We start from the raw sequence: 20,269 nt of genomic DNA on the forward strand, positions 1-20,269 counted from the left end.
GGTGCAACCAGCCCCAACCTCCCACGCGGTCCGATGTGATCTGGCTTACAATGGCCAAGCGGTTATTGGGGGCCGAGCCAGGCTCCCATACGCCCAGGCGATGAAGGAGGCGCGGTGCTGTTCGGCCTGATGCTCCGCCTCCTTGGCGAACACCGGACGGCTGTCTGGGCGATCGTCGCGCTGCAGGTGGTGCAGACCGCGGGAAACCTGCTGCTGCCGACGCTGAACGCGAGCATCATCGACGACGGGATCCTCGCTAACCGGCCCGGGGTGATCCTGGGGCTCGGCGGCTGGATGATGGTGCTCACCGCTCTGCAGGCCGCGGCCGCCCTGGGCGCCGGGTACCTCGGCGCCGACGTCGCCATGAAGATCGGCCACCGCCTGCGGCGCGAGCTGTTCTCCCAGGTCCAGGCCATGTCGTCCCAGGAGATCGGGACGTTCGGCACGGCCAGCCTCGTCACCAGGTCCACCAACGACGTCCAGCAAATCCAGACGTTCGCGGTCCTGGTTTTCACCATGCTCGCAGCGGCGCCGGTCATGGGCATCGGCGGAATCATCCTGGCCGTCCAGCAAAATGCGGCCCTGTCCGCCGTCGTCATTGTCATAGTCCCGCTGCTTGTGCTCATCATGTACCTGATCGTGCGCCGCCTCATCCCTCTCTACCGGTCGGGGCAGGCACTCATCGACGGCATCACCCGGATCCTCCGCGAACAGATCATCGGTGTCAACGTCATCCGCGGCTTCGTCCGGCAGAAGCATGAGGCGGCCCGGTTCGCGGAAGCGAACCGGCGGCTGACCCGAAACAACCTCCAGTCAGCCCTCCTGGTCGCCGGCATGCTTCCGATGATCATGATCGTTGTGAACCTCTCCTCGGTGGCCGTGGTCTGGTTCGGCGGCCACCTGATCACCAGCGGCAGCATGGAGGTGGGCGCCCTCACGGCCTTCATCGCCTATATCCTGCAGATCCTGCTGGCCATCATGATGGCCATGTACGTACTCAGCACTGCACCGCGCGCGGCCGTCTGCGCCGAACGGATCCAGGATGTGCTGGACGTGACCCCGGCTCTCGGCCTGCCCGCCCCGAAGCCGGCCGCCCCGGGCGGCGGGGGAGTGGAGTTCAGCCACGTCTGGTTCGCCTACCCCGGGGCGGAGTCCCCCGTCCTGGCCGATATCTCCTTTACCGCGGTCCCCGGCACCACCACGGCCATCATCGGGGCCACCGGCAGCGGCAAGACCACGCTGCTGAATCTCCTGCCACGGTTCCTGAACGCCACCTCCGGTGAAGTCCGGTTGGGGGGAGCCGACGTCCGGACCCGGCCCGTCGGCTGGCTGCGGGAACGGATCTCAGTGGTGCCGCAGCAGTCCTATCTCTTCTCCGGCACGGTGGCGAGCAATCTGCGGATGGCCGCGCCGGAGGCCACCGAGGACGAGCTGTGGCAGGCCCTGCAGCTGGCGCAGGCCGAAGGCTTCGTCCGCCGGCTCCCGGACGGCCTCCACGCAGCCGTCGCGCAGGGCGGGGCCGGGCTTTCGGGCGGGCAGCGGCAGCGTCTCTGCATCGCCCGCGCCATGCTCCGCGCCGCGGACCTCTACCTCTTTGATGACAGTTTTTCCGCCCTGGACTATGCCACCGAGGCTGCGGTCCGGGAGGCAATGGCGCCCGCGCTGGAAGCAGCCACGGTGCTCATGGTGGCCGAACGCATTCCCACCATCATGGGCGCGGACCGCATCCTGGTGCTGGAGGAAGGCCGGCTGGTTGCCCAGGGGACCCACGCCGAACTGCTGAGATCGTCGCCCACCTACCGGGAGATCGCCGAATCCCAGCTGGCCCTGGACGAGCAGCCGTGAGCAGCGGGCGGACATGAAGGGCACCCACGCAGCCAGACGCACCACCGGCAGCTTCCTGTCGGCAGCCAAACGCCTGCTGGGCCTGCTGCGCCCGTCCAGGGGCAGGATGGCCCTGGCCGTCGCGGCAACCTGCGGCTTCGCCGCCCTCAACGTGGCGGCTCCCAAGCTCCTCGGTGACGCCACCGACGTCGTCGTCGACGGCTTCATGCATGGGACATTCGACGCCGGCAGGCTGGCCGCGCTGCTGGGCGTGGTGTCGCTGATGTACGTCGGGACGTCCCTCTTCAACTGGGTCCAGGGCGTGCTGACCGCCCAAGCGGTGCAGCGGCTCGTCTTCAACCTCCGTGCCGCCATCGAGGACAAGCTGCACCGCCTGCCGTCGTCGCACTTCCACGAACAGGCCAGGGGCGATGTCCTCAGCCGGGCCACGAACGACGTCGACAACATCTCCCAGGCACTAAACCAGCTGCTCACGCAGCTCATCATGTCCGTGCTGATGCTGTGCGGCTCGCTGGCCATGATGCTGTGGATCTCGCCGCTGCTGGCCGCTATCGCCCTGGTGTCCGTTCCCCTGTCCACGCTGATAACCGTCTTCATGGCCCGCCAGTCCCAGGCCTATTTCACCGCCCAGTGGTCATCCACCGGTGAGCTGAACGCCCACATCGAGGAATTCATCACCGGCCACGAGGTGATCAAGGCGTTCGGGCAGCAGGACACGGCGTCGGCCATCTTCGGCCATGGCAACGACCGGCTGGCCCGCGCCAGCGCGCGCGCCCAGTTCGTCTCGGGAGCCGTGCAGCCGCTCATGGTCTTCGTCGCCAACCTCAACTACGTGGCCGTGGCCGTGGTGGGCGCCCTGCAGGTGGCGGCCGGAGCAATGACCATCGGCGGGATCCAGGCGTTCATCCAGTTCAGCCGCCTGTTCACCCAGCCGATGGGGCAGATTGGCGGCATGCTCACGCTCATGCAGTCCTGCGCGGCCTCGGCTGAACGGGTCTTCGCCCTGCTCGACGAGCCTGAGGTTCCACGCGAGGACGGCGTTCCGGTCCGCCAGGAAAACCTGCGCGGCCGGATTGACTTCGAGGACGTCACCTTCGCGTACACCCCGGGGGTGCCGGCCGTCAGCGGGCTGTCCTTCTCCGTCCTGCCGGGCCAGACAGTGGCCATCGTGGGCCACACGGGTGCGGGCAAGACCACCGTGGTGAACCTGCTCATGCGCTTCTATGAACTGGATTCGGGCCGCATCACGATTGACGGCACGGACATCGCCGCGGTCCCTGTGGACTCGCTGCGGTCCAACTTCGCCGTGGTCATGCAGGACGTCTGGTTGTTCAGCGGCACCGTGCGCGAAAACATCGAATACGGCTCGCCGGGGGCGGATGATGACCGTATCCTGGCAGCGGCCGAGGCCAGCCACGTGGACCACTTCGTGCGGTCGCTGCCCGCCGGCTACGCCACGGTCCTGGGAGACGACGGCGATTCGCTGAGCCAGGGCCAGCGACAACTGATCACCATCGCCCGGGCCCGGCTCGCCGACCGGAGCGTCCTGATCCTGGACGAGGCAACGAGTTCCGTGGACACCCGGACCGAGATGCAGATTAAGCTCGCAATGAACCGGCTGCGGCACGGCAAGACGAGCTTCATCATTGCGCACAGGTTGTCCACCGTGCGTGACGCTGATCTAATTCTGGTCATGGATCACGGACGCATTGTTGAACAAGGGACGCACAGCAGCCTGCTGTCCGTGGACGGCCATTACCGGCACCTGCATGAGGCCCAGTTCCGCGGGGTGGACCCCGAACTCGGCGCGATCCGCCGGCAGCGCGGAAGGCACGCCGGCGGCCAGCAGCGCTACCGGGAGTCAGGCCTGTGACCGCCGATACCTTCCCGGGGCGGTGGAAGCCGAACACCGGCAGCTCCGTGGCACTCTTCGAGCAGCTGAGGCTGCATGTGATCGAGCAGGCGGACCAGGGGAAGCTGGCACCCGGCACGCGGCTGCCGGCGGTGCGGAGCCTCGCCGAAACCCTCGGCGTCGCACCCCATACAGTGGCACGGGCGTACAAGGAGCTCGAAGCTGCCGGCGTCGTCGCCACCAAGGGGCGCAACGGGACGGTGGTCTGCGCCCGCGACGAACGTTGGGGGGCCTTGTCCGAGGCCGCTGCAGAGTATGCCGCGGCCGCCAAATCACAGGGCGCAACATTCGCCCAAGCCGTCCACCTGCTGGCTGCCGCCTACGACGCCGAGTAGCGGCGTGGCATAGCACACCCGCGTTTATATTCGAAGAAGTTTTCGACTAGCATTAGTGGGTGCCTAAAGCCGTAGCTGAAGAAACCGCTGTTGCCCCCTCCGCCGTCGTACCCCTGAGCCCCGCCCAACCGGCGCGTCCGGACCTGTCCCGGCTTGTGGTCAAGGGCGCCCGTGAGCACAACCTCCGCAACGTCGACCTCGACCTGCCGCGTGACGCCATGATCGTCTTCACAGGCTTGTCCGGCTCCGGAAAATCGTCGCTCGCCTTCGACACCATCTTCGCCGAGGGCCAGCGCCGCTATGTCGAATCGCTCTCGGCCTACGCCCGGCAGTTCCTGGGCCAGGTGGACAAACCCGACGTCGACTTCATCGAAGGCCTGTCGCCGGCGGTCTCGATCGACCAGAAGTCCACAAGCAAGAACCCGCGCTCCACCGTGGGCACCATCACCGAGATTTACGACTACATGCGCCTCCTGTGGGCACGGGTGGGCCGTCCGCACTGTCCCGTCTGCGGTGAACCCGTCATCAAGCAGACACCGCAGCAGATCGTGGACCAGTTGCTCGAACTCGAGGACGGGACCCGTTTCCAGATCCTCGCTCCGGTGGTGCGAGGCCGCAAGGGCGAATTCGTGGACCTCTTCAAGGAGCTGACGTCGAAGGGCTATTCCCGCGCCCGGGTCGACGGCGACCTCGTCCAGCTGAGCGATCCGCCCAAGCTCGGCAAGCAGTTCAAGCACACCATCGAGGTGGTGGTGGACCGGCTCGTGGTCAAGGAGGGCATCCGGCAGCGGCTGACTGACTCCATCGAAACGGCGCTCGGCCTGGCCGAGGGGCGCGTCCTGGCCGACTTCGTCGACCTTGACGCTGACGACACCCACCGCACGCGTGCCTTCTCGGAGAATCTGGCCTGCCCCAATGAGCATCCTCTGGCCATCGATGAGATCGAGCCCAGGTCCTTCTCGTTCAACAACCCGTTCGGTGCCTGCTCGGCCTGCAGCGGCATCGGCACCCGGCTGGAAGTCGACGAGGAACTGATCATTCCGAACCCGGAGCTTGCACTGGAGGACGGGGCGATCGCGCCGTGGTCCCTGGGCACCGCGACCACAGAGTACTGGAACCGGCTGCTCGGGGGGCTCGCCAAGGAGCTCGGATTCTCCATGACCACGCCGTGGCAGGACCTTCCCACGGACATCCGGCAGACCGTCCTGCACGGCAAGGACCACAAGGTCGTGGTGCAGTACCGCAACCGGTTCGGCCGGGAGCGCAAGTACAGCACGGGTTTCGAAGGCGTGGTGCAGTACGTGCACCGCAAGCACACCGAAACCGAGTCCGACTACGCCCGGGACCGCTACGAGGAGTACATGCGGCAGATCCCCTGCCCCGCGTGCAACGGCGCCCGCCTGAACCCGGCGTCGCTCTCGGTTCTCATCAACGGGAAGTCCATCGCCGACGTCGCGCGGCTGCCGATGCGCGAATGCGCGGAATTCCTGGACAACCTCGTGCTGACCGGCCGTGAGGCGCAGATCGCACACCAGGTCCTCAAGGAGATCCAGGCCCGCCTCACCTTCCTGCTGGACGTCGGGCTGGAGTACCTGAACCTGGAACGCCCCTCCGGCACCCTCTCCGGCGGCGAGGCCCAGCGCATCCGGCTGGCCACCCAGATCGGCTCGGGCCTTGTGGGCGTGCTGTATGTCCTGGACGAGCCGTCCATCGGGCTGCACCAGCGGGACAACCGGCGCCTGATCGAAACCCTGACCCGGCTCCGGGACCTGGGCAACACCCTCATCGTGGTCGAACACGACGAGGACACCATCCACGAGGCCGACTGGATCGTGGACATCGGCCCGGGAGCCGGCGAGCACGGCGGACAGGTGGTCCACTCCGGGTCCTACAAAGCACTCCTGGAGAACACGAAGTCCCTCACCGGGGACTACCTCTCCGGCAGGAAGAGCATCGACGTCCCCAAAAAGCGGCGCAAGTACGACAAGAAGCGCGAGCTGAAGGTCGTCGGCGCCCGTGAGAACAACCTCGTCAACGTGGACGCCGCCTTCCCGTTGGGCCTGTTCACCGCAGTGACCGGCGTCAGCGGCTCCGGCAAGTCCACCCTGGTCAACGAGATCCTGTACAAGGTGCTGGCCAACAAACTCAATGGGGCCAAGCAGGTGGCCGGGCGGCACCGCTCTGTCCAGGGCCTCGAGCACCTGGACAAGGTGGTGCACGTCGACCAGAGCCCGATCGGCCGCACGCCGCGCTCCAACCCGGCCACGTACACGGGCGTCTTCGATAACATCCGGAAGCTCTTCGCCGAGACCACGGAGGCCAAGGTCCGCGGCTACCTCCCGGGACGGTTCTCCTTCAACGTCAAGGGCGGCCGGTGCGAAGCCTGCTCGGGTGACGGCACGCTGAAGATCGAAATGAACTTCCTGCCGGACGTCTACGTTCCCTGTGAGGTCTGCCACGGTGCGCGGTACAACCGGGAGACCCTCGAGGTGCACTACAAGGGCAAGACCATTGCCGACGTGCTGAACATGCCCATCGAGGAGGGAGCCGAATTCTTCGCTGCCTTCTCCCCGATTGCACGCCACCTCAAGACCCTCGTGGACGTCGGCCTCGGATACGTCCGGCTCGGCCAGCCCGCCACCACGCTGTCCGGCGGCGAAGCGCAGCGCGTCAAGCTCGCGGCCGAGCTCCAGAAACGGTCCAACGGGCGCAGCATCTACGTTTTGGACGAGCCCACCACCGGGCTGCACTTCGAAGACATCCGGAAGCTGCTGATGGTGCTGCAGGGCCTCGTGGAGAAGGGCAACACCGTCATCACCATCGAGCACAACCTCGACGTCATCAAGAGCGCCGACTGGATCGTGGACCTGGGCCCGGACGGAGGCTCCGGCGGTGGCCGGGTCATTGCCTCGGGTACACCCGAGCAGGTCTCCAAGTCCTCGGAAAGCCACACGGCGAAGTTCCTGGCCGAAATCCTCGGCTAGCCGCCAGGCCACGCCAAACCGGCATACGACTGCCACGACGACACTGCGGCCCGCCAGATTAACTGGCGGGCCGCCGTCGTCCGCGTTTCATTGGAGTTTTTGTCCAGATAATGGGCGCTAAACGCCCCGGAAGTCACGATACGTGCACAAAAACTCCAATTAGGAGCGGAAGTATTCCACGGCGGGCATACGAGTTTGAGCAGGCGTGCCATCGTGAGAAACTAAGCCGGTGACTTCAACAACAGTGCCCGTGATCTTCGACCTGGACGGCACTCTTGTCGATCCGGCCGGCGGGATAACAGACGGAATTGCCGCGGCCCTCACGGAACATGGCCTTCCTGTCCCCAGCCACGACCTTCTGGACGCGATGGTGGGTCCCAAGCTGAGCGACTCGCTGCTGAACGTCGCGGCTGTTCCGCCGGCCATGCTCAAGGCTGTCATCCGGACATACAGGATGCATTACCTGGACGTCGGCATTTCCCAGAGCCGCCTGTACCCGGGCATCGCCGACCTGCTGGATGGCTATGTGGATGCAGGGCGGCCCGTGGCTGTGGCGACGCAAAAGCCCGAAGGCCTTGCCCAGCTGGTGCTTCAACACCACAAGATTGCTGGCCGGTTCCGCGCCATCAGGGGGTCAGCCGCAGACGAGGCCGCGGCCGCAGCAGGTCCGGTCGGCAAGACCGGCATCATCGCCGCTGCCATGACGGATCTCGGCACGCAGCACGCCGTGATGGTGGGCGACCGTGCGCAGGATGTGGCCGGAGCGCTGGCCAACGGACTCGACTGCATCGGCGTCAGCTGGGGCTTCGCGCCCGACGGCGAACTGGAAACAGCGGGAGCTGTGGCCGTGGTGCACGACACCGCCGGCCTGCGTGCGAAGGTCGAGGAGCTGGAGAACGTCCGGGCCGCAGCCCTGAGCGAGGTGCGCAACGATGGAGCTGTTTGACGGCGTCCGCTGGACGACGCGGACCCTCATCTCCGGCAGCTGCCGGCCAACCGTCATCGGGCTGGAGAATGTGCCCAAGAGCGGGCCGTTTATTGTGGCACCCAACCACCTCTCCTTTCTGGACAGCGTGATCGTCCAGGCGCTCATGCCCCGTCCCGTCGCGTTCTTTGCCAAGGCGGAGTACTTCACCACCAAGGGCATCAAGGGCCGCGTCATGAAGTCCTTTTTCGAGGCAGTCGGCTCCATTCCGGTCGAACGCGGGGAACAGGCCGCGAGCGTGCAGGCCCTCAAGACACTGCTGGACATCCTCGAGGACGGCAGAGGCATCGGCATTTACCCCGAGGGCACCCGGTCCCGCGACGGAATCCTGTACCGCGGCCGGACCGGCGTTGGCTGGCTGGCCCTTACCACCGGCGCCCCGGTAATCCCGGTGGGACTGATCGGCACCGAGAAGCTGCAGCCCGCTGGCCGCAACGCAGTTAAACCCCAGCACTTCATCATGAAGGTGGGGGAGCCCATCTACTTCGACAAGACCGGCCCGGACCATTCCCTCCCCGCCCGGCGCCAGGTGACCGACCGGATCATGGACGCCATCGCTGAGCTTAGCGGCCAGGAGCGCTCCACCAGCTACAACCAGAGCAAGGTCATCGAGTAGGCGCAGCTTTCCGGGCGGCAATCCGCGGCCCTTCGGCTCAGTAGACTGGAACCGTGGCAGATCCATCAAGTTATAGGCCCCAGACGGGTGAGATTCCGACCAATCCGGGCGTTTACAGGTTCAGGGATCCCCATGGGCGGGTTATCTACGTCGGCAAGGCCAAGAACCTCCGGTCACGCCTGAATTCGTACTTCGCGAACCCGGCAGGGCTGCTGCCCAAGACCCACGCCATGGTGTACGCGGCCAGCAGCGTCGAGTGGACGGTGGTGGGCAGCGAGCTGGAATCCCTCCAGCTGGAATACACCTGGATCAAGGAATTCAAGCCGCGGTTCAACGTGGTTTTCCGGGACGACAAGACGTATCCGTACCTCGCCGTCACCATGGGCGAGAAGCTGCCGCGCGTGCAGGTCATGCGCGGCGAGCGGCGCAAGGGCACGCGGTACTTCGGGCCCTACACGGCCGGCGCCATCCGCGAAACCATGGACACCCTGCTGCGGGTGTTTCCGGTGCGCAGCTGCAGCGCGGGCGTGCTGAAGCGTGCCCAGGCCAGCGGCCGGCCCTGCCTGCTGGGCTACATCGACAAATGCTCGGCCCCCTGCGTCGGCCGCGTCACCCCCGAGGAACACCGCGCCCTGGCCGAGGACTTCTGCGCCTTCATGGGAGGTGAGGCCAAGCGGTTCATCGCCCGGCTCGAAAAGGAGATGGGGGCCGCCGTCGCCATCCTTGACTACGAACGCGCCGCCCGGCTGCGTGACGACATCACCGCCCTCCGGAAGGTCTTCGAGCGGAACGCCGTGGTGCTTGCCGAGGACACCGACGCCGACGTTTTCGCCCTGCACGAGGACGAGCTCGAAGCGGCCGTCCAGGTGTTCCACGTCCGGGGCGGACGGGTCCGCGGACAGCGCGGCTGGGTGGTCGAGAAGGTGGAGGACTTCACCACCCCGGACCTCGTCGAACACCTCCTGCAGCAGGTCTACGGCGAGGACGCCGAGATCCAGGGCCGGCTTCCCCGCGAGGTGCTGGTGCCGGTCGAGCCGAGCAATGCGCAGGACCTGGCAGTGTGGCTCGGCGGCCTCCGCGGCGCCAAGGTGGACATCCGCGTTCCGCAGCGCGGGGACAAGGCCGCCCTCATGTCCACGGTCCGCGAGAACGCCGAACACGCACTGCGGCTCCACAAGACCCGCCGCGCCGGCGACCTGACCGTCCGGTCGCAGGCGCTGCAGGAACTCCAGGAGGCGCTGGAGCTCCCCGTTCCGCTGCTGCGCATCGAATGCTACGACGTCTCCCACGTCCAGGGCACCAACGTGGTGGCCTCCATGGTGGTGGTGGAAGACGGGCTGCCCAAGAAGTCGGACTACCGCAAGTTCTCCATCACCGGCGCCGCGGCCACGGACGACACCGCTGCGATGCACGACGTCCTGACGCGGCGTTTCCGGCACTATCTCGTGGACAAGACCGCCCAGGTTGAGGCCGCCGAGCTGGTCGCCACACCGGCGGCCGGGACCGCCGCCAACGCGATCGGTGCCAACGGGGCGGCGCCAGCCACCGCAACTGAGAATGCGGCGCTGTCCGACACCACCACGCCGGCGCCGCGCGCGAAATTCGCCTACCCGCCCAACCTCGTGGTGGTGGATGGCGGCAAGCCCCAGGTCAATGCGGCGGCAAGGGCACTTGAAGCGTTGGGCGTCGACGACGTCTATGTCGTCGGGCTCGCCAAGCGCCTCGAGGAGGTCTGGCTGCCGGACAGCGATTTTCCGGTCATCCTGCCCCGCTCCTCGCAGGGCCTTTACATGCTCCAGCGCATCCGCGACGAGGCCCACCGCTTCGCCATCTCCTTCCACCGGCAAAAGCGCGGTAAGGCGATGACCGTCTCAGCCCTCGACGGCGTGCCCGGGCTAGGCGATTCCAAGCGGAAGGCCCTGCTCGCCCACTTTGGCTCCGTCAAGAAGATCAAGGCGGCGTCGGCGGCGGAACTGACCGCGGCCAAGGGCGTGGGGCCGGCGCTGGCAGCGGCCATCGTCACCCACTTCAGTCCGGGCGGCGCAGGCGGTGACACGGACGAGTCCGTTCCGGCGATCAACATGACCACCGGGGAAGTGCTGGAAACTTAGCCCGCGCCCCGAAACTTGGTTAGGGTAAGTACGGGAAATCGGCGTGTGCCGCAAACAGCAGCCCGCGCAGAAACTGCTCGCGGGAAGCAACAGCAGGAATGAGGCTGGAATCAATGGCAGAGTCGACGGCGGAGTCCAGCACGGAAGAGGACGGCCTGACACCGGTCAAGCCCGCCGAAGCGGAACTGCTCATCGTGACCGGGATGTCCGGGGCAGGCCGCAGCACCGCCTCCGATGCGCTGGAGGACCACGGCTGGTACGTCGTCGAGAACCTGCCGCCGCAGATGCTGGGGACGCTGGCTGAACTCGTGTCCCACGCCCCGCAGTCCATCCCCAAACTTGCCGTGGTGATGGACGTGCGCAGCAAGGCGCTGTTCGCCGACATCCGCGCCGCGCTCAGGGCCCTCGAAGTCAGCGGCGTCACCTTCCGGGTGCTGTTCCTCGACGCCAGCGACGACGTCCTGGTCCGCCGCTTCGAACAGGGCCGGCGCCCGCACCCGCTGCAGGGCGGCGGCAGGATCCTGGACGGCATCGCCGCCGAACGTGAGCTCCTCAAGGAGCTGCGCGACTCCTCGGACCTCGTCCTGGACACCTCGTCGCTGAACGTGCACGGGCTCGCCACCGCGATCACCGAACTGTTCACCGAAACCGGTCCCATCGCGATCCGTCTGAACATCATGAGCTTCGGCTTCAAATACGGCCTTCCCGTGGACGCCAACTACGTGGCTGACGTCAGGTTCATCCCGAACCCGCACTGGGTGCCGGCGCTCCGGCCTCACACCGGCCTGGACCAGGACGTCAGCGAGTACGTCCTCGGGGCCGAGGGTGTGCCGAACTTCGTGGAGCGCTACGTCCTCGCGCTGGAACCTGTCCTGGAGGGCTACCGCCGGGAGAACAAGCACTACGCCACCATCGCCGTCGGATGCACGGGCGGAAAGCACCGCTCCGTGGCGGTCGCCATGGAGCTCTCCAAGCGACTTGCGCAATATCCGCGGGTGACCGTGACCACTGCGCACCGGGACCTGGGCCGCGAGTAATGGGCGTTCTTACCGGTCCGCTGCCCCTGATTCCGCCGGCCGGCCTAACCGGTTCCCAACAGGCCAAAGGGCCCACCGTCGTCGCGCTCGGCGGCGGCCACGGCCTTTCGGCCTCCCTCTCGGCACTGCGGCTGCTTACTTCCGAACTGACGGCGGTGGTCACTGTGGCGGACGACGGCGGGTCCTCCGGCCGTCTTCGCGAGGAGTACGGTGTCCTTCCGCCCGGTGATCTCCGGATGGCCCTTTCCGCCCTCTGCGATGACACGGACTGGGGCCGCACCTGGCGCGACGTCATGCAGCACCGGTTCCGGTCCGCCCGCGGCGGCGCCTCCCTGGACGAACACGCCATGGGAAACCTGCTGATCGTTACGCTCTGGGAACTGCTGGGGGATGCGGTGGCCGGCCTGAAATGGGCCGGTGCACTGCTCGGCGCCCGCGGACAGGTCCTGCCCATGTCCACCGTTCCGCTTACCATCGAGGGCGATGTCCGCGTGACCGCCCCGGACGGCAGCAGCACGGTCACCACCATCACGGGCCAGGCCCGCTGCGCCGTTGCGGGATCCCTGGAAAGCGTCCGGTTGCTTCCCGAACAGGCGCCCGCCTGCGTTGAGGCCCTGACCGCCGTCGAGCTTGCCGACTGGGTGGTCCTGGGCCCCGGCTCCTGGTACACCTCCGTGCTGCCGCACCTCCTGCTGCCGGAAATGCGGCAGGCACTCTGCGATACGCCGGCCAAGCGCTGCCTCACCATGAACCTCGCCATGGACACCAAGGAAACCTCAGGCATGTCCGCCGCCGACCACCTTCACGTCCTGCGCGACTACGCGCCCGAGTTCAGCGCGGACGTGGTGCTCGCGGACCCGGCCTCCGTTTCGGACCTGGCCGAGTTCGAACGGGCAGCAGGGATGATCGGCGCCGACGTTGTCTTGGGTAGAGTAGGGGCTTCGGGCCGGCGACCGGTCCACGACCCCTTGCGGCTGGCTACGGCCTACCAGGATATTTTCGGGAATAGTTAGGAAAGGTGCCATGGCACTGACAGCATCAGTCAAGGAAGAACTCTCCCGCCTGGACATCAAGAAATCATCAGTCCGCAAGGCTGAGGTCTCGGCCATGCTCCGCTTCGCCGGGGGACTGCACATCATCTCGGGCCGGATCGTCATCGAGGCCGAGGTGGATCTGGCCTCCACCGCCCGGCGCCTGCGCGCCGCAATCGCCGAGGTCTACGGGCACCAGAGCGAAATCATTGTCGTCTCCGGCAGCGGCCTGCGCCGCGGCAGCCGGTACGTGGTCCGCGTCGTCCGCGACGGCGAGGCGCTGGCCCGGCAGACCGGCCTCCTTGACGGCCGGGGACGCCCCGTGCGCGGGCTGCCGTCCGTCGTCGTCAACGGCTCAGCCGCCGACGCCGAAGCGGTGTGGCGCGGCGCCTTCCTGGCGCACGGCTCGCTCACGGAACCCGGCCGGTCCTCGTCCATGGAAGTTACCTGCCCCGGTCCGGAATCCGCCCTCGCGCTGGTCGGCGCGGCCCGGCGGCTGGGGATCCAGGCCAAGGCCCGGGAAGTCAGGGGAGTGGACCGCGTGGTGATCCGCGACGGCGACACCATCGCCGCGCTGCTCACCCGGATGGGCGCCCACGACGCACTCATGGTCTGGGAAGAGCGGCGCATGCGCAAGGAAGTGCGGGCCACCGCGAACCGGCTCGCCAACTTTGACGACGCCAACCTCCGCCGCTCCGCACAGGCCGCCGTGGCGGCCGGCGCCCGGGTGGACCGGGCCCTGGAGATCCTCGGCGACGACGTCCCCGACCACCTTAAGTACGCCGGTGAACTCCGGGTGGCCCACAAGCAGGCGAGCCTTGACGAACTTGGCCGGCTTGCCGATCCGCCCATGACGAAGGACGCCATCGCCGGGCGCATCCGCCGGCTGCTGGCCATGGCGGACAAACGTGCCACGGATCTTGGCATCCCCGGCACGGATGCCAATGTGACGCCGGAAATGCTGGACGAGTAAACGGCGCCCATAGAATCAAGACCAGGTGGCGGCTGTTGCCGCCATCGGAGTTTTCCGGATGACCCGTCATCCGGGATGCACAATCCGAGAGTTAGCACAACCGGACAAACTGTCCACGACATTGGAGGATTTTGTGACCGAGTACGTTCTGCCCGAACTCAGCTACGACTACGCAGCGCTCGAGCCCCACATCTCTGCACGGATCATGGAGCTGCACCACAGCAAGCACCACGCCGCGTACGTGACGGGCGCCAACAACGCGCTGGCCCAGCTGGCCGAGGCACGCGACAAGGGCGACTTCGCCAACATCAACCGCCTTTCCAAGGACCTGGCCTTCCACACCGGCGGCCACGTCAACCACTCCGTGTTCTGGAACAACCTCTCCCCGGACGGAGGCGACAAGCCTGAAGGTGAGCTCGCCGCCGCCATCGACGACGCCTTCGGTTCGTTCGATGCCTTCCGCGCCCAGTTCTCCGCAGCTGCCCTCGGCCTGCAGGGTTCCGGCTGGGGCTTCCTGGCCTACGAGCCCATCGGTGGCAACCTCGTCATCGAGCAGCTCTACGACCAGCAGGGCAACGTCGCGCTGGGCACCACCCCGCTGCTGATGCTGGACATGTGGGAGCACGCCTTCTACCTGGACTACGTCAACGTCAAGGCTGACTACGTCAAGGCGTTCTGGAACATCGTCAACTGGGCCGACGTGTCCGCCCGCTTCGCCGCGGCACGCGCCAACGCAACAGGTCTTATTACCCTCTAAGTGTGATCCTGCGTACACAAAGCAGTAACAAACTTCACATTTGGCCACTTTAGGGCCGAAATCCGGACGGTCCGCCCCCGCACTTGCGGGGGCGGACCTACTTAAACGTAAGATGGATCACGGAAGGCGGTTAGCCTTCAGCAATGAGGCTGGTCGCCCTCCGATCTGAAAAATATCTCTGCCCAATGGCGTGCGGGATCTGTTAGTTGGCTTGAACGCCCGCTTAACTAGTTGTGCTTCCAAGGCACAAAGGAGACAAAAAGTGACCACCCGTATTGGTATCAACGGCTTCGGCCGCATCGGCCGTAACTACTTCCGCGCTGCACTTGCTCAGGGTGCGGACCTTGAGATCGTTGCCGTCAACGACCTCACCAGCCCCGAGGCACTGGCCCACCTGCTCAAGTACGATTCCGTCGGCGGACGCCTGGCCGAAACCATCGAGGTCAAGGAAGGCAACCTCGTCGTCAACGGCAACGCCATCAAGGTCCTGGCCGAGCGCGACCCCGCCAACCTCCCCTGGAAGGACCTCGGCGTCGACATCGTCATCGAGTCCACCGGTTTCTTCACCAAGGCAGCTGCCGCCAAGAAGCACATCGAGGCCGGCGCCAAGAAGGTCCTGATCTCCGCTCCCGCCTCGGACGAGGACATCACGATCGTGATGGGCGTCAACGACGGCCTGTACGACCCCGAGAACCACCACATCATCTCCAACGCTTCCTGCACCACCAACTGCCTCGGCCCGCTGGCCAAGGTTGTCAACGACACCTTCGGCATCGAGCGTGGCCTGATGACCACCGTCCACGCCTACACCGCAGACCAGAACCTGCAGGACGGCCCGCACAACGACCTCCGCCGTGCGCGCGCCGCCGCCATCAACATGGTCCCCACCTCCACCGGTGCCGCCAAGGCCATCGGCCTGGTCCTGCCGGAGCTCAAGGGCAAGTTGGACGGCTACGCCATCCGCGTACCGGTCCCCACCGGCTCCGCAACCGACCTCACCGTCACGGTCTCCCGCGAGACCACCGTCGAGGAAGTCAATGCTGCGCTCAAGAAGGCTGCAGAGTCCGATGAGTGGCAGGGCATCCTGACCTACACCGACGCCCCGATCGTCTCCTCGGACATCGTCGGCGACCCCGCCTCGTCCATCTTCGACTCCGGTTTGACCAAGGTCATCGGTAACCAGGTCAAGGTTGTTTCGTGGTATGACAACGAATGGGGCTACTCGAACCGCCTCGTTGACCTCACGGAGCTTGTCGCAGCAAAGCTGGGCTAGGGTTAGCTACATGACATCTCACACCCTCAACGAACTGATCGCTGAAGGTGTCCGCGGGCGGTACATTCTGGTTCGAAGTGACCTGAATGTGCCGCTCGACGGCTCTACAGTGACTGACGACGGCCGCATCCGGGCCTCACTGCCAGTGCTGGGAAAGCTCACGGACGCCGGTGCCCGCGTGCTGGTAACAGCCCACCTCGGCCGCCCCAAGGGCGCCCCTGAAGACAAGTACTCGCTCAAGCCGGCGGTTGCCCGCCTGGCCGAGCTGGCCTCCTTTCCTGTCTCCCTCGCGGAGGACACGGTGGGACCCTCGGCCAAGGAGAAGGCGGCTGCGCTGCAGGACGGCCAGGTGCTGGTGCTGGAGAACGTGCGGTTCGACGCACGCGAGACCAGCAAGGACGAGGCCGAGCGTGGCGCGTTCGCCGACGAACTGGTGGGACTGACCGGTGACAACGGTGCTTTTGTGAACGACGCCTTTGGCGCCGTCCACCGCAAGCACGCCAGCGTTTACGACGTCGCCACCCGGCTGCCGTCGTACCTCGGCGACCTTGTGGGCACCGAGGTGGAAGTCCTCCGCAAGCTGACCGCAGACACCCAGCGTCCCTACGTTGTGGTCCTCGGCGGTTCGAAGGTTTCGGACAAGCTCGCGGTCATCGACAACCTGCTGGGCAAGGCTGACACCATCCTGGTGGGCGGCGGCATGCTGTTCACGTTCCTGGCAGCCGAGGGCCACAAAGTGGCCGGCAGCCTGCTGGAAGAGGACCAGATCCCGGTCGTCCAGGACTACCTCAAGCGCGCAGCCGACGCCGGCACGAAATTCGTGATCCCCACGGACGTCGTGGTGGCAGCCAAGTTCGCCGCCGACGCCGACCACGAAACGGTCAGCGCCGACGCCATCGAAGGCAGCAGCTTCGGCCCGCAGGGCATCGGCCTGGACATCGGGCCGGAGTCTGCCCGGGCGTTCGCCGAGCAGATCAAGGGCGCTAAGACGGTGTTCTGGAACGGCCCCATGGGCGTCTTCGAGTTCGAGGCTTTCTCCGCCGGCACCCGGGCCATCGCCCAGGCGCTGACGGAGACGGACGCGTTCACGGTGGTCGGCGGCGGCGACTCCGCGGCTGCGGTCCGCACCCTCGGCTTCGCCGATGACCAGTTCGGACACATTTCCACCGGCGGCGGCGCCAGCCTGGAATACCTTGAAGGCAAGGAACTTCCCGGCCTGAGCGTTCTCGACCGCTAAAGACATACCAGCCGGCAGGGCACCTTCCGCACCGCGAAGGCGCCCTGCCGGCTGTTCACATGATCAGCACATTTGACCGGCACTTTTGGAGAACCCGTGACTACGTCAACCAACGGCACCTTTGACCGCACGCCTTTGATCGCAGGCAACTGGAAGATGAACATGGACCACGTCCAGGGCATCACCCTCCTGCAGAAGCTGGCCTGGACACTGTCCGACGCCAAGCACGACTACAGCCGCGTGGAAGCCGCTGTCTTCCCGCCTTTCACCGACCTCCGCGGCGTGCAGACCCTCGTCCAGGGCGACGAACTCGACATCGCCTACGGCGGCCAGGACCTGTCCCAGTTCGACTCGGGTGCGTACACCGGCGACATCTCTGGCCAGTTCCTGAACAAGCTCGGCTGCAAGTACGTCCTCGTTGGCCACAGCGAACGCCGGACCATCCACGCTGAGTCGGACGAAGTCCTGAATGCCAAGGTCAAGGCGGCCTACCGCCACAACCTCATCCCCGTCCTCTGCGTCGGGGAAGGCCTTGAGATCCGCCAGGCCGGCACCCACGTCCAGCACACCCTGGACCAGCTCCGCGCCGACGTCGAAGGCCTCACCGCCGAGCAGGCGGCCGAGCTCGTCGTCGCCTATGAGCCCGTCTGGGCCATCGGCACCGGCGAGGTTGCAGGCCCGGAGGACGCCCAGGAGATGTGTGCCGCGATCCGCGCCGAACTCACCGAACTGTTCGACGCCGACGTGGCCGGCAAGGTCCGCCTGCTGTACGGCGGTTCGGTCAAGGCCAGCAACGCCGCCGCGATCCTCAAGGAACGCGACGTCGACGGCGTGCTGGTGGGCGGTGCCAGCCTTGATCCCGCTGAGTTTGCTAATATTGTGAAGTTCGAGAGCCACCTCGTAACGGGCTAGTCCGTTCATCTGGCAGGCTCCCGCATCCACCAACTTTGGAAAGGCCGTCGTGGACGTTCTTCATGTGATTCTGCAGATCCTGCTGGGCATTACCAGCCTTCTGCTGACCCTGCTCATCCTGCTCCACAAGGGACGCGGCGGCGGCCTGTCGGACATGTTCGGCGGCGGAATGAGCTCGGGATTGTCCTCGTCCGGTGTAGCTGAGCGCAACCTCAACAGGTTCACCATCATCCTCGGAGTCACCTGGGGAGTCGTCATCATCGCCCTCGGCCTCCTGATGCGCTTCACAGGTGTGGCTGACTCCTAACGCTGTCAGAGCCGTATGGCACGAAAAGCCCGGCCCAATCAGGATTCGTTCCTGATTGGGCCGGGCTTTTCCTGCCACCAGGGGAAACTCCGGACTAAACTGTGGCTATCGGATCTAACGGCAGCGCCGCCATTAGTAGCGAGGGAGTTCCCATGGTGCATTCCTCTTCAGGATTCCGCGGCACCCGCGTGGGTGTCATTCAAGGAGCCGGATTGAAGAACCAAGGGGATGATCCTCTCGGGGAGCCCCTGCCGCGTATTTGTGTCCCCTATTGGTGCGCCATGGGACATGAGACGCGGCCTGTTTTTCTTAAGTTGCCGGACGACCAGATTCCGGACGTGTGGGACTGCCGGCAGTGCGGCCGGCCATCGTCGCGCAACCCCGGTGCCGGGCTGCCCGGCGAAGCCCCTGACGAAGGCTTCAAAAGTCATCTGGATTACGTTAAAGAAAGACGCTCCAGCCAGGACGCCGAAGACGTCCTGGCTGGAGCGTTGCGCCGGCTAAGAGCCAGCCGGCGCCTTCCTGACTAGCTGCTCGGGCACGCGTGAGGCTGCGTTTTCGTCAATCAGCCACAGCGTCCGGGACCGGCCTGCCGGCCCGGCCGCCGGCACCTGCACGGGATTGGCTCCGGCCAGGGCCAGGCCCACCGCACCGGCCTTGTCCTCGCCTGCGACCACCATCCACACCTCCGCGGAGGTGTTGATGGCTGGCAGGGTCAGGGAGATGCGCTCGGGCGGCGGCTTGGGGGAGTTGCGGACCCCCACCACAGTCAGTTGCTTCTCGCGGATGCCGCCCTGCTCCGGGAACAGGGACGCAACGTGCGCGTCCGGGCCCACGCCCAGCAGGACGACGTCGAACCGGGGAAGCCGGCCGGGCTCCTCGGGACGGTTGTCCGAAGCATCCGCGGCATGCTCGGCCGCTGCCGCATCGCTGAGGCGTTGTGCGTAGTCCTCTGCAGCCTGTTCCGGCGTTTCAAAGTCATCCGTCGAGCCGGGCACGTGGACGCGCTCGGGATCAGCGTTGATGTGCTTCAGGAGTGCTTCCTGGGCCTGGAGCGCGTTGCGGTCCGGGTCCTGGGAGCCGACGAAGCGTTCGTCGCCCCACCAGAAGTTCACTTTGGCCCAGTCCACGGCGGGAGCGGCAGGGGAGCCGGCTACTGCCTTCAGCGTTCCGATGCCCACCGTGCCGCCGGTAAGCACCACCGTTGCTTCACCGAATCGGTCCTGCACATCCACGAGCTTGGTGATCAGTCGGGCCGCAATGGCGGCCATGAGTACGGAAGAGTCAGGATGGATGCTTACTCTGGGCTCAGCGCTCACTGGGACGGACACTCCTTAGATTGGTACGTGGCAGTCCAATAGTAATCACTTCGCCGAAGACCTCGTCGGGGTCGAGGCGGCGGAGTTCTTCTGCGAGGCAGTCGCGGAGGCTGCGTCGTGGGAGGGAGATGCGTTGTGCGGGTTGGCCGGGTTGGGTGAGTTCGGCGATGGAGAGGCCGGGGCGGAAGAGTTGGACGTCGCCGCTGGTGCGGGTGAGCCGGACCCGGCGGATGCCGGTTCCTGCGGGGTCCGCGACGATGGTGACGGGGGCGTCCAGGGACAGGGTCAGCCAGGCTGCGAGCAGGATGGTGGACGGTGAGTCCGAGGCGCCTTCGACCGCGACGGCGGTGACGGGTGAGGTGTCGGCCTGGTCCAGGACGGCGGCGAGCTGGATGCGCCAGTTCGTCAGCCGGGTCCAGGCGAGGTCGGTGTCGCCGGCCTTGTAGGTGTTCCGGATGTTTTCCAGCGCGACCTGGGGTTCGGCCTCGTTCGCGGAGTCGGTGATCCGGCGGTGCGCGATCCGTCCGATCGAGGTTTCGGACGCGTTCTTCGGTGCCCCGTGCGGCCACCAGGCCACGATCGGGGCGTCGGGCAGCAGCTATCCAACCGGCTGCCATCCGCCGAGAAAGGAGCGG

17 protein-coding genes and 1 pseudogene are annotated in these 20,269 nt (G+C 66.3%); 16 read left to right on the plus strand and 2 right to left on the minus strand.

What is annotated here, in order from left to right; genetic code table 11:
* Positions 1-114 precede the first annotated feature (114 nt).
* The 16 genes from CXZ05_RS20425 to CXZ05_RS20500 all read left to right on the plus strand — a co-directional run bounded on the left by CXZ05_RS20425 (position 115) and on the right by CXZ05_RS20500 (position 18,845).
* Complete coding sequence (locus CXZ05_RS20425) at positions 115-1,845, plus strand: ABC transporter ATP-binding protein (protein ID WP_258006664.1); 1,731 nt, start codon at positions 115-117, stop codon at positions 1,843-1,845.
* 13 nt (positions 1,846-1,858) lie between these two features.
* On the plus strand, positions 1,859-3,718 hold the full coding sequence (locus tag CXZ05_RS20430; protein WP_102974287.1) for an ABC transporter ATP-binding protein: 1,860 nt from the start codon (positions 1,859-1,861) through the stop codon (positions 3,716-3,718).
* On the plus strand, positions 3,715-4,092 hold the full coding sequence (locus CXZ05_RS20435; RefSeq protein ID WP_102974288.1) for a GntR family transcriptional regulator: 378 nt from the start codon (positions 3,715-3,717) through the stop codon (positions 4,090-4,092). The genes CXZ05_RS20430 and CXZ05_RS20435 overlap by 4 nt, the downstream gene beginning before the upstream one ends.
* A 59-nt stretch (positions 4,093-4,151) precedes the next feature.
* Entirely contained in the window at positions 4,152-7,076 is a 2,925-nt protein-coding gene (gene uvrA / locus CXZ05_RS20440; RefSeq protein WP_102974289.1) for an excinuclease ABC subunit UvrA, read from the plus strand.
* Between the two features lie 229 nt (positions 7,077-7,305).
* Positions 7,306-8,022: an HAD hydrolase-like protein gene (locus CXZ05_RS20445; protein WP_102974290.1), complete on the plus strand. Its 717-nt coding sequence runs from the start codon at positions 7,306-7,308 to the stop codon at positions 8,020-8,022.
* Entirely contained in the window at positions 8,009-8,677 is a 669-nt protein-coding gene (locus CXZ05_RS20450) for a 1-acyl-sn-glycerol-3-phosphate acyltransferase (RefSeq protein ID WP_102974291.1), read from the plus strand. The genes CXZ05_RS20445 and CXZ05_RS20450 overlap by 14 nt, the downstream gene beginning before the upstream one ends.
* 53 nt (positions 8,678-8,730) lie before the next feature.
* Positions 8,731-10,788 (plus strand): excinuclease ABC subunit UvrC, encoded by a 2,058-nt coding sequence (gene uvrC, locus CXZ05_RS20455; RefSeq protein ID WP_102974292.1) that lies wholly within the window; start codon positions 8,731-8,733, stop codon positions 10,786-10,788.
* A 113-nt stretch (positions 10,789-10,901) separates the two neighbouring features.
* Positions 10,902-11,825: an RNase adapter RapZ gene (gene rapZ / locus CXZ05_RS20460; protein ID WP_102974308.1), complete on the plus strand. Its 924-nt coding sequence runs from the start codon at positions 10,902-10,904 to the stop codon at positions 11,823-11,825.
* Positions 11,825-12,838 carry a uridine diphosphate-N-acetylglucosamine-binding protein YvcK gene (gene yvcK, locus CXZ05_RS20465; RefSeq protein WP_102974293.1) on the plus strand — a complete coding sequence of 338 codons (1,014 nt, stop codon included), beginning with the start codon at positions 11,825-11,827 and terminating at the stop codon, positions 12,836-12,838. Before rapZ ends, yvcK begins: the two co-directional genes overlap by 1 nt.
* 10 nt (positions 12,839-12,848) lie before the next feature.
* Entirely contained in the window at positions 12,849-13,829 is a 981-nt protein-coding gene (whiA, locus tag CXZ05_RS20470; protein WP_102974294.1) for a DNA-binding protein WhiA, read from the plus strand.
* A 133-nt stretch (positions 13,830-13,962) separates the two neighbouring features.
* Entirely contained in the window at positions 13,963-14,586 is a 624-nt protein-coding gene (locus tag CXZ05_RS20475; protein ID WP_102974295.1) for a superoxide dismutase, read from the plus strand.
* Positions 14,587-14,848: 262 nt separating this feature from the next.
* Positions 14,849-15,859 (plus strand): type I glyceraldehyde-3-phosphate dehydrogenase, encoded by a 1,011-nt coding sequence (gap, locus tag CXZ05_RS20480; protein WP_102974296.1) that lies wholly within the window; start codon positions 14,849-14,851, stop codon positions 15,857-15,859.
* Between the two features lie 10 nt (positions 15,860-15,869).
* The gene (gene pgk, locus CXZ05_RS20485; RefSeq protein ID WP_102974297.1) at positions 15,870-17,096 is read left to right on the plus strand and encodes a phosphoglycerate kinase; all 1,227 of its coding nucleotides are present in this window, start codon (positions 15,870-15,872) and stop codon (positions 17,094-17,096) included.
* A 96-nt stretch (positions 17,097-17,192) separates the two neighbouring features.
* On the plus strand, positions 17,193-18,008 hold the full coding sequence (gene tpiA, locus CXZ05_RS20490) for a triose-phosphate isomerase (RefSeq protein WP_102974298.1): 816 nt from the start codon (positions 17,193-17,195) through the stop codon (positions 18,006-18,008).
* A 49-nt stretch (positions 18,009-18,057) separates the two neighbouring features.
* Complete coding sequence (gene secG / locus CXZ05_RS20495) at positions 18,058-18,315, plus strand: preprotein translocase subunit SecG (protein ID WP_003805565.1); 258 nt, start codon at positions 18,058-18,060, stop codon at positions 18,313-18,315.
* A 152-nt stretch (positions 18,316-18,467) separates the two neighbouring features.
* Positions 18,468-18,845, plus strand: coding sequence for an RNA polymerase-binding protein RbpA (locus CXZ05_RS20500; RefSeq protein ID WP_102974299.1), 378 nt, complete (start codon positions 18,468-18,470; stop codon positions 18,843-18,845).
* On the opposite strand, the gene pgl is transcribed toward CXZ05_RS20500, so the two are convergent.
* Entirely contained in the window at positions 18,816-19,634 is an 819-nt protein-coding gene (gene pgl / locus CXZ05_RS20505; RefSeq protein WP_102974300.1) for a 6-phosphogluconolactonase, read from the minus strand. The genes CXZ05_RS20500 and pgl overlap by 30 nt on opposite strands.
* Positions 19,624-20,232, minus strand: a pseudogene (locus CXZ05_RS20510) (glucose-6-phosphate dehydrogenase assembly protein OpcA); the annotation flags it as partial. The gene pgl and the pseudogene CXZ05_RS20510, both read right to left, overlap by 11 nt.
* Positions 20,233-20,269: the final 37 nt, after the last annotated feature.

It is taken from the genome of Arthrobacter sp. AFG20 (assembly GCF_002892795.1).
GTDB lineage: Bacteria > Actinomycetota > Actinomycetes > Actinomycetales > Micrococcaceae > Arthrobacter.

Excerpts from the sequence above, each read along its gene's own strand:
- CXZ05_RS20430 (WP_102974287.1), top strand. The coding sequence starts at position 1,859 with ATGAAGGGCACCCACGCAGCCAGACGCACCACCGGCAGCTTCCTGTCG.
- CXZ05_RS20450 (WP_102974291.1), top strand. The coding sequence starts at position 8,009 with ATGGAGCTGTTTGACGGCGTCCGCTGGACGACGCGGACCCTCATCTCC.
- rapZ (WP_102974308.1), top strand. The coding sequence starts at position 10,902 with ATGGCAGAGTCGACGGCGGAGTCCAGCACGGAAGAGGACGGCCTGACA.
- yvcK (WP_102974293.1), top strand. The coding sequence starts at position 11,825 with ATGGGCGTTCTTACCGGTCCGCTGCCCCTGATTCCGCCGGCCGGCCTA.
- whiA (WP_102974294.1), top strand. The coding sequence starts at position 12,849 with ATGGCACTGACAGCATCAGTCAAGGAAGAACTCTCCCGCCTGGACATC.
- pgk (WP_102974297.1), top strand. The coding sequence starts at position 15,870 with ATGACATCTCACACCCTCAACGAACTGATCGCTGAAGGTGTCCGCGGG.
- CXZ05_RS20500 (WP_102974299.1), top strand. The coding sequence starts at position 18,468 with ATGGTGCATTCCTCTTCAGGATTCCGCGGCACCCGCGTGGGTGTCATT.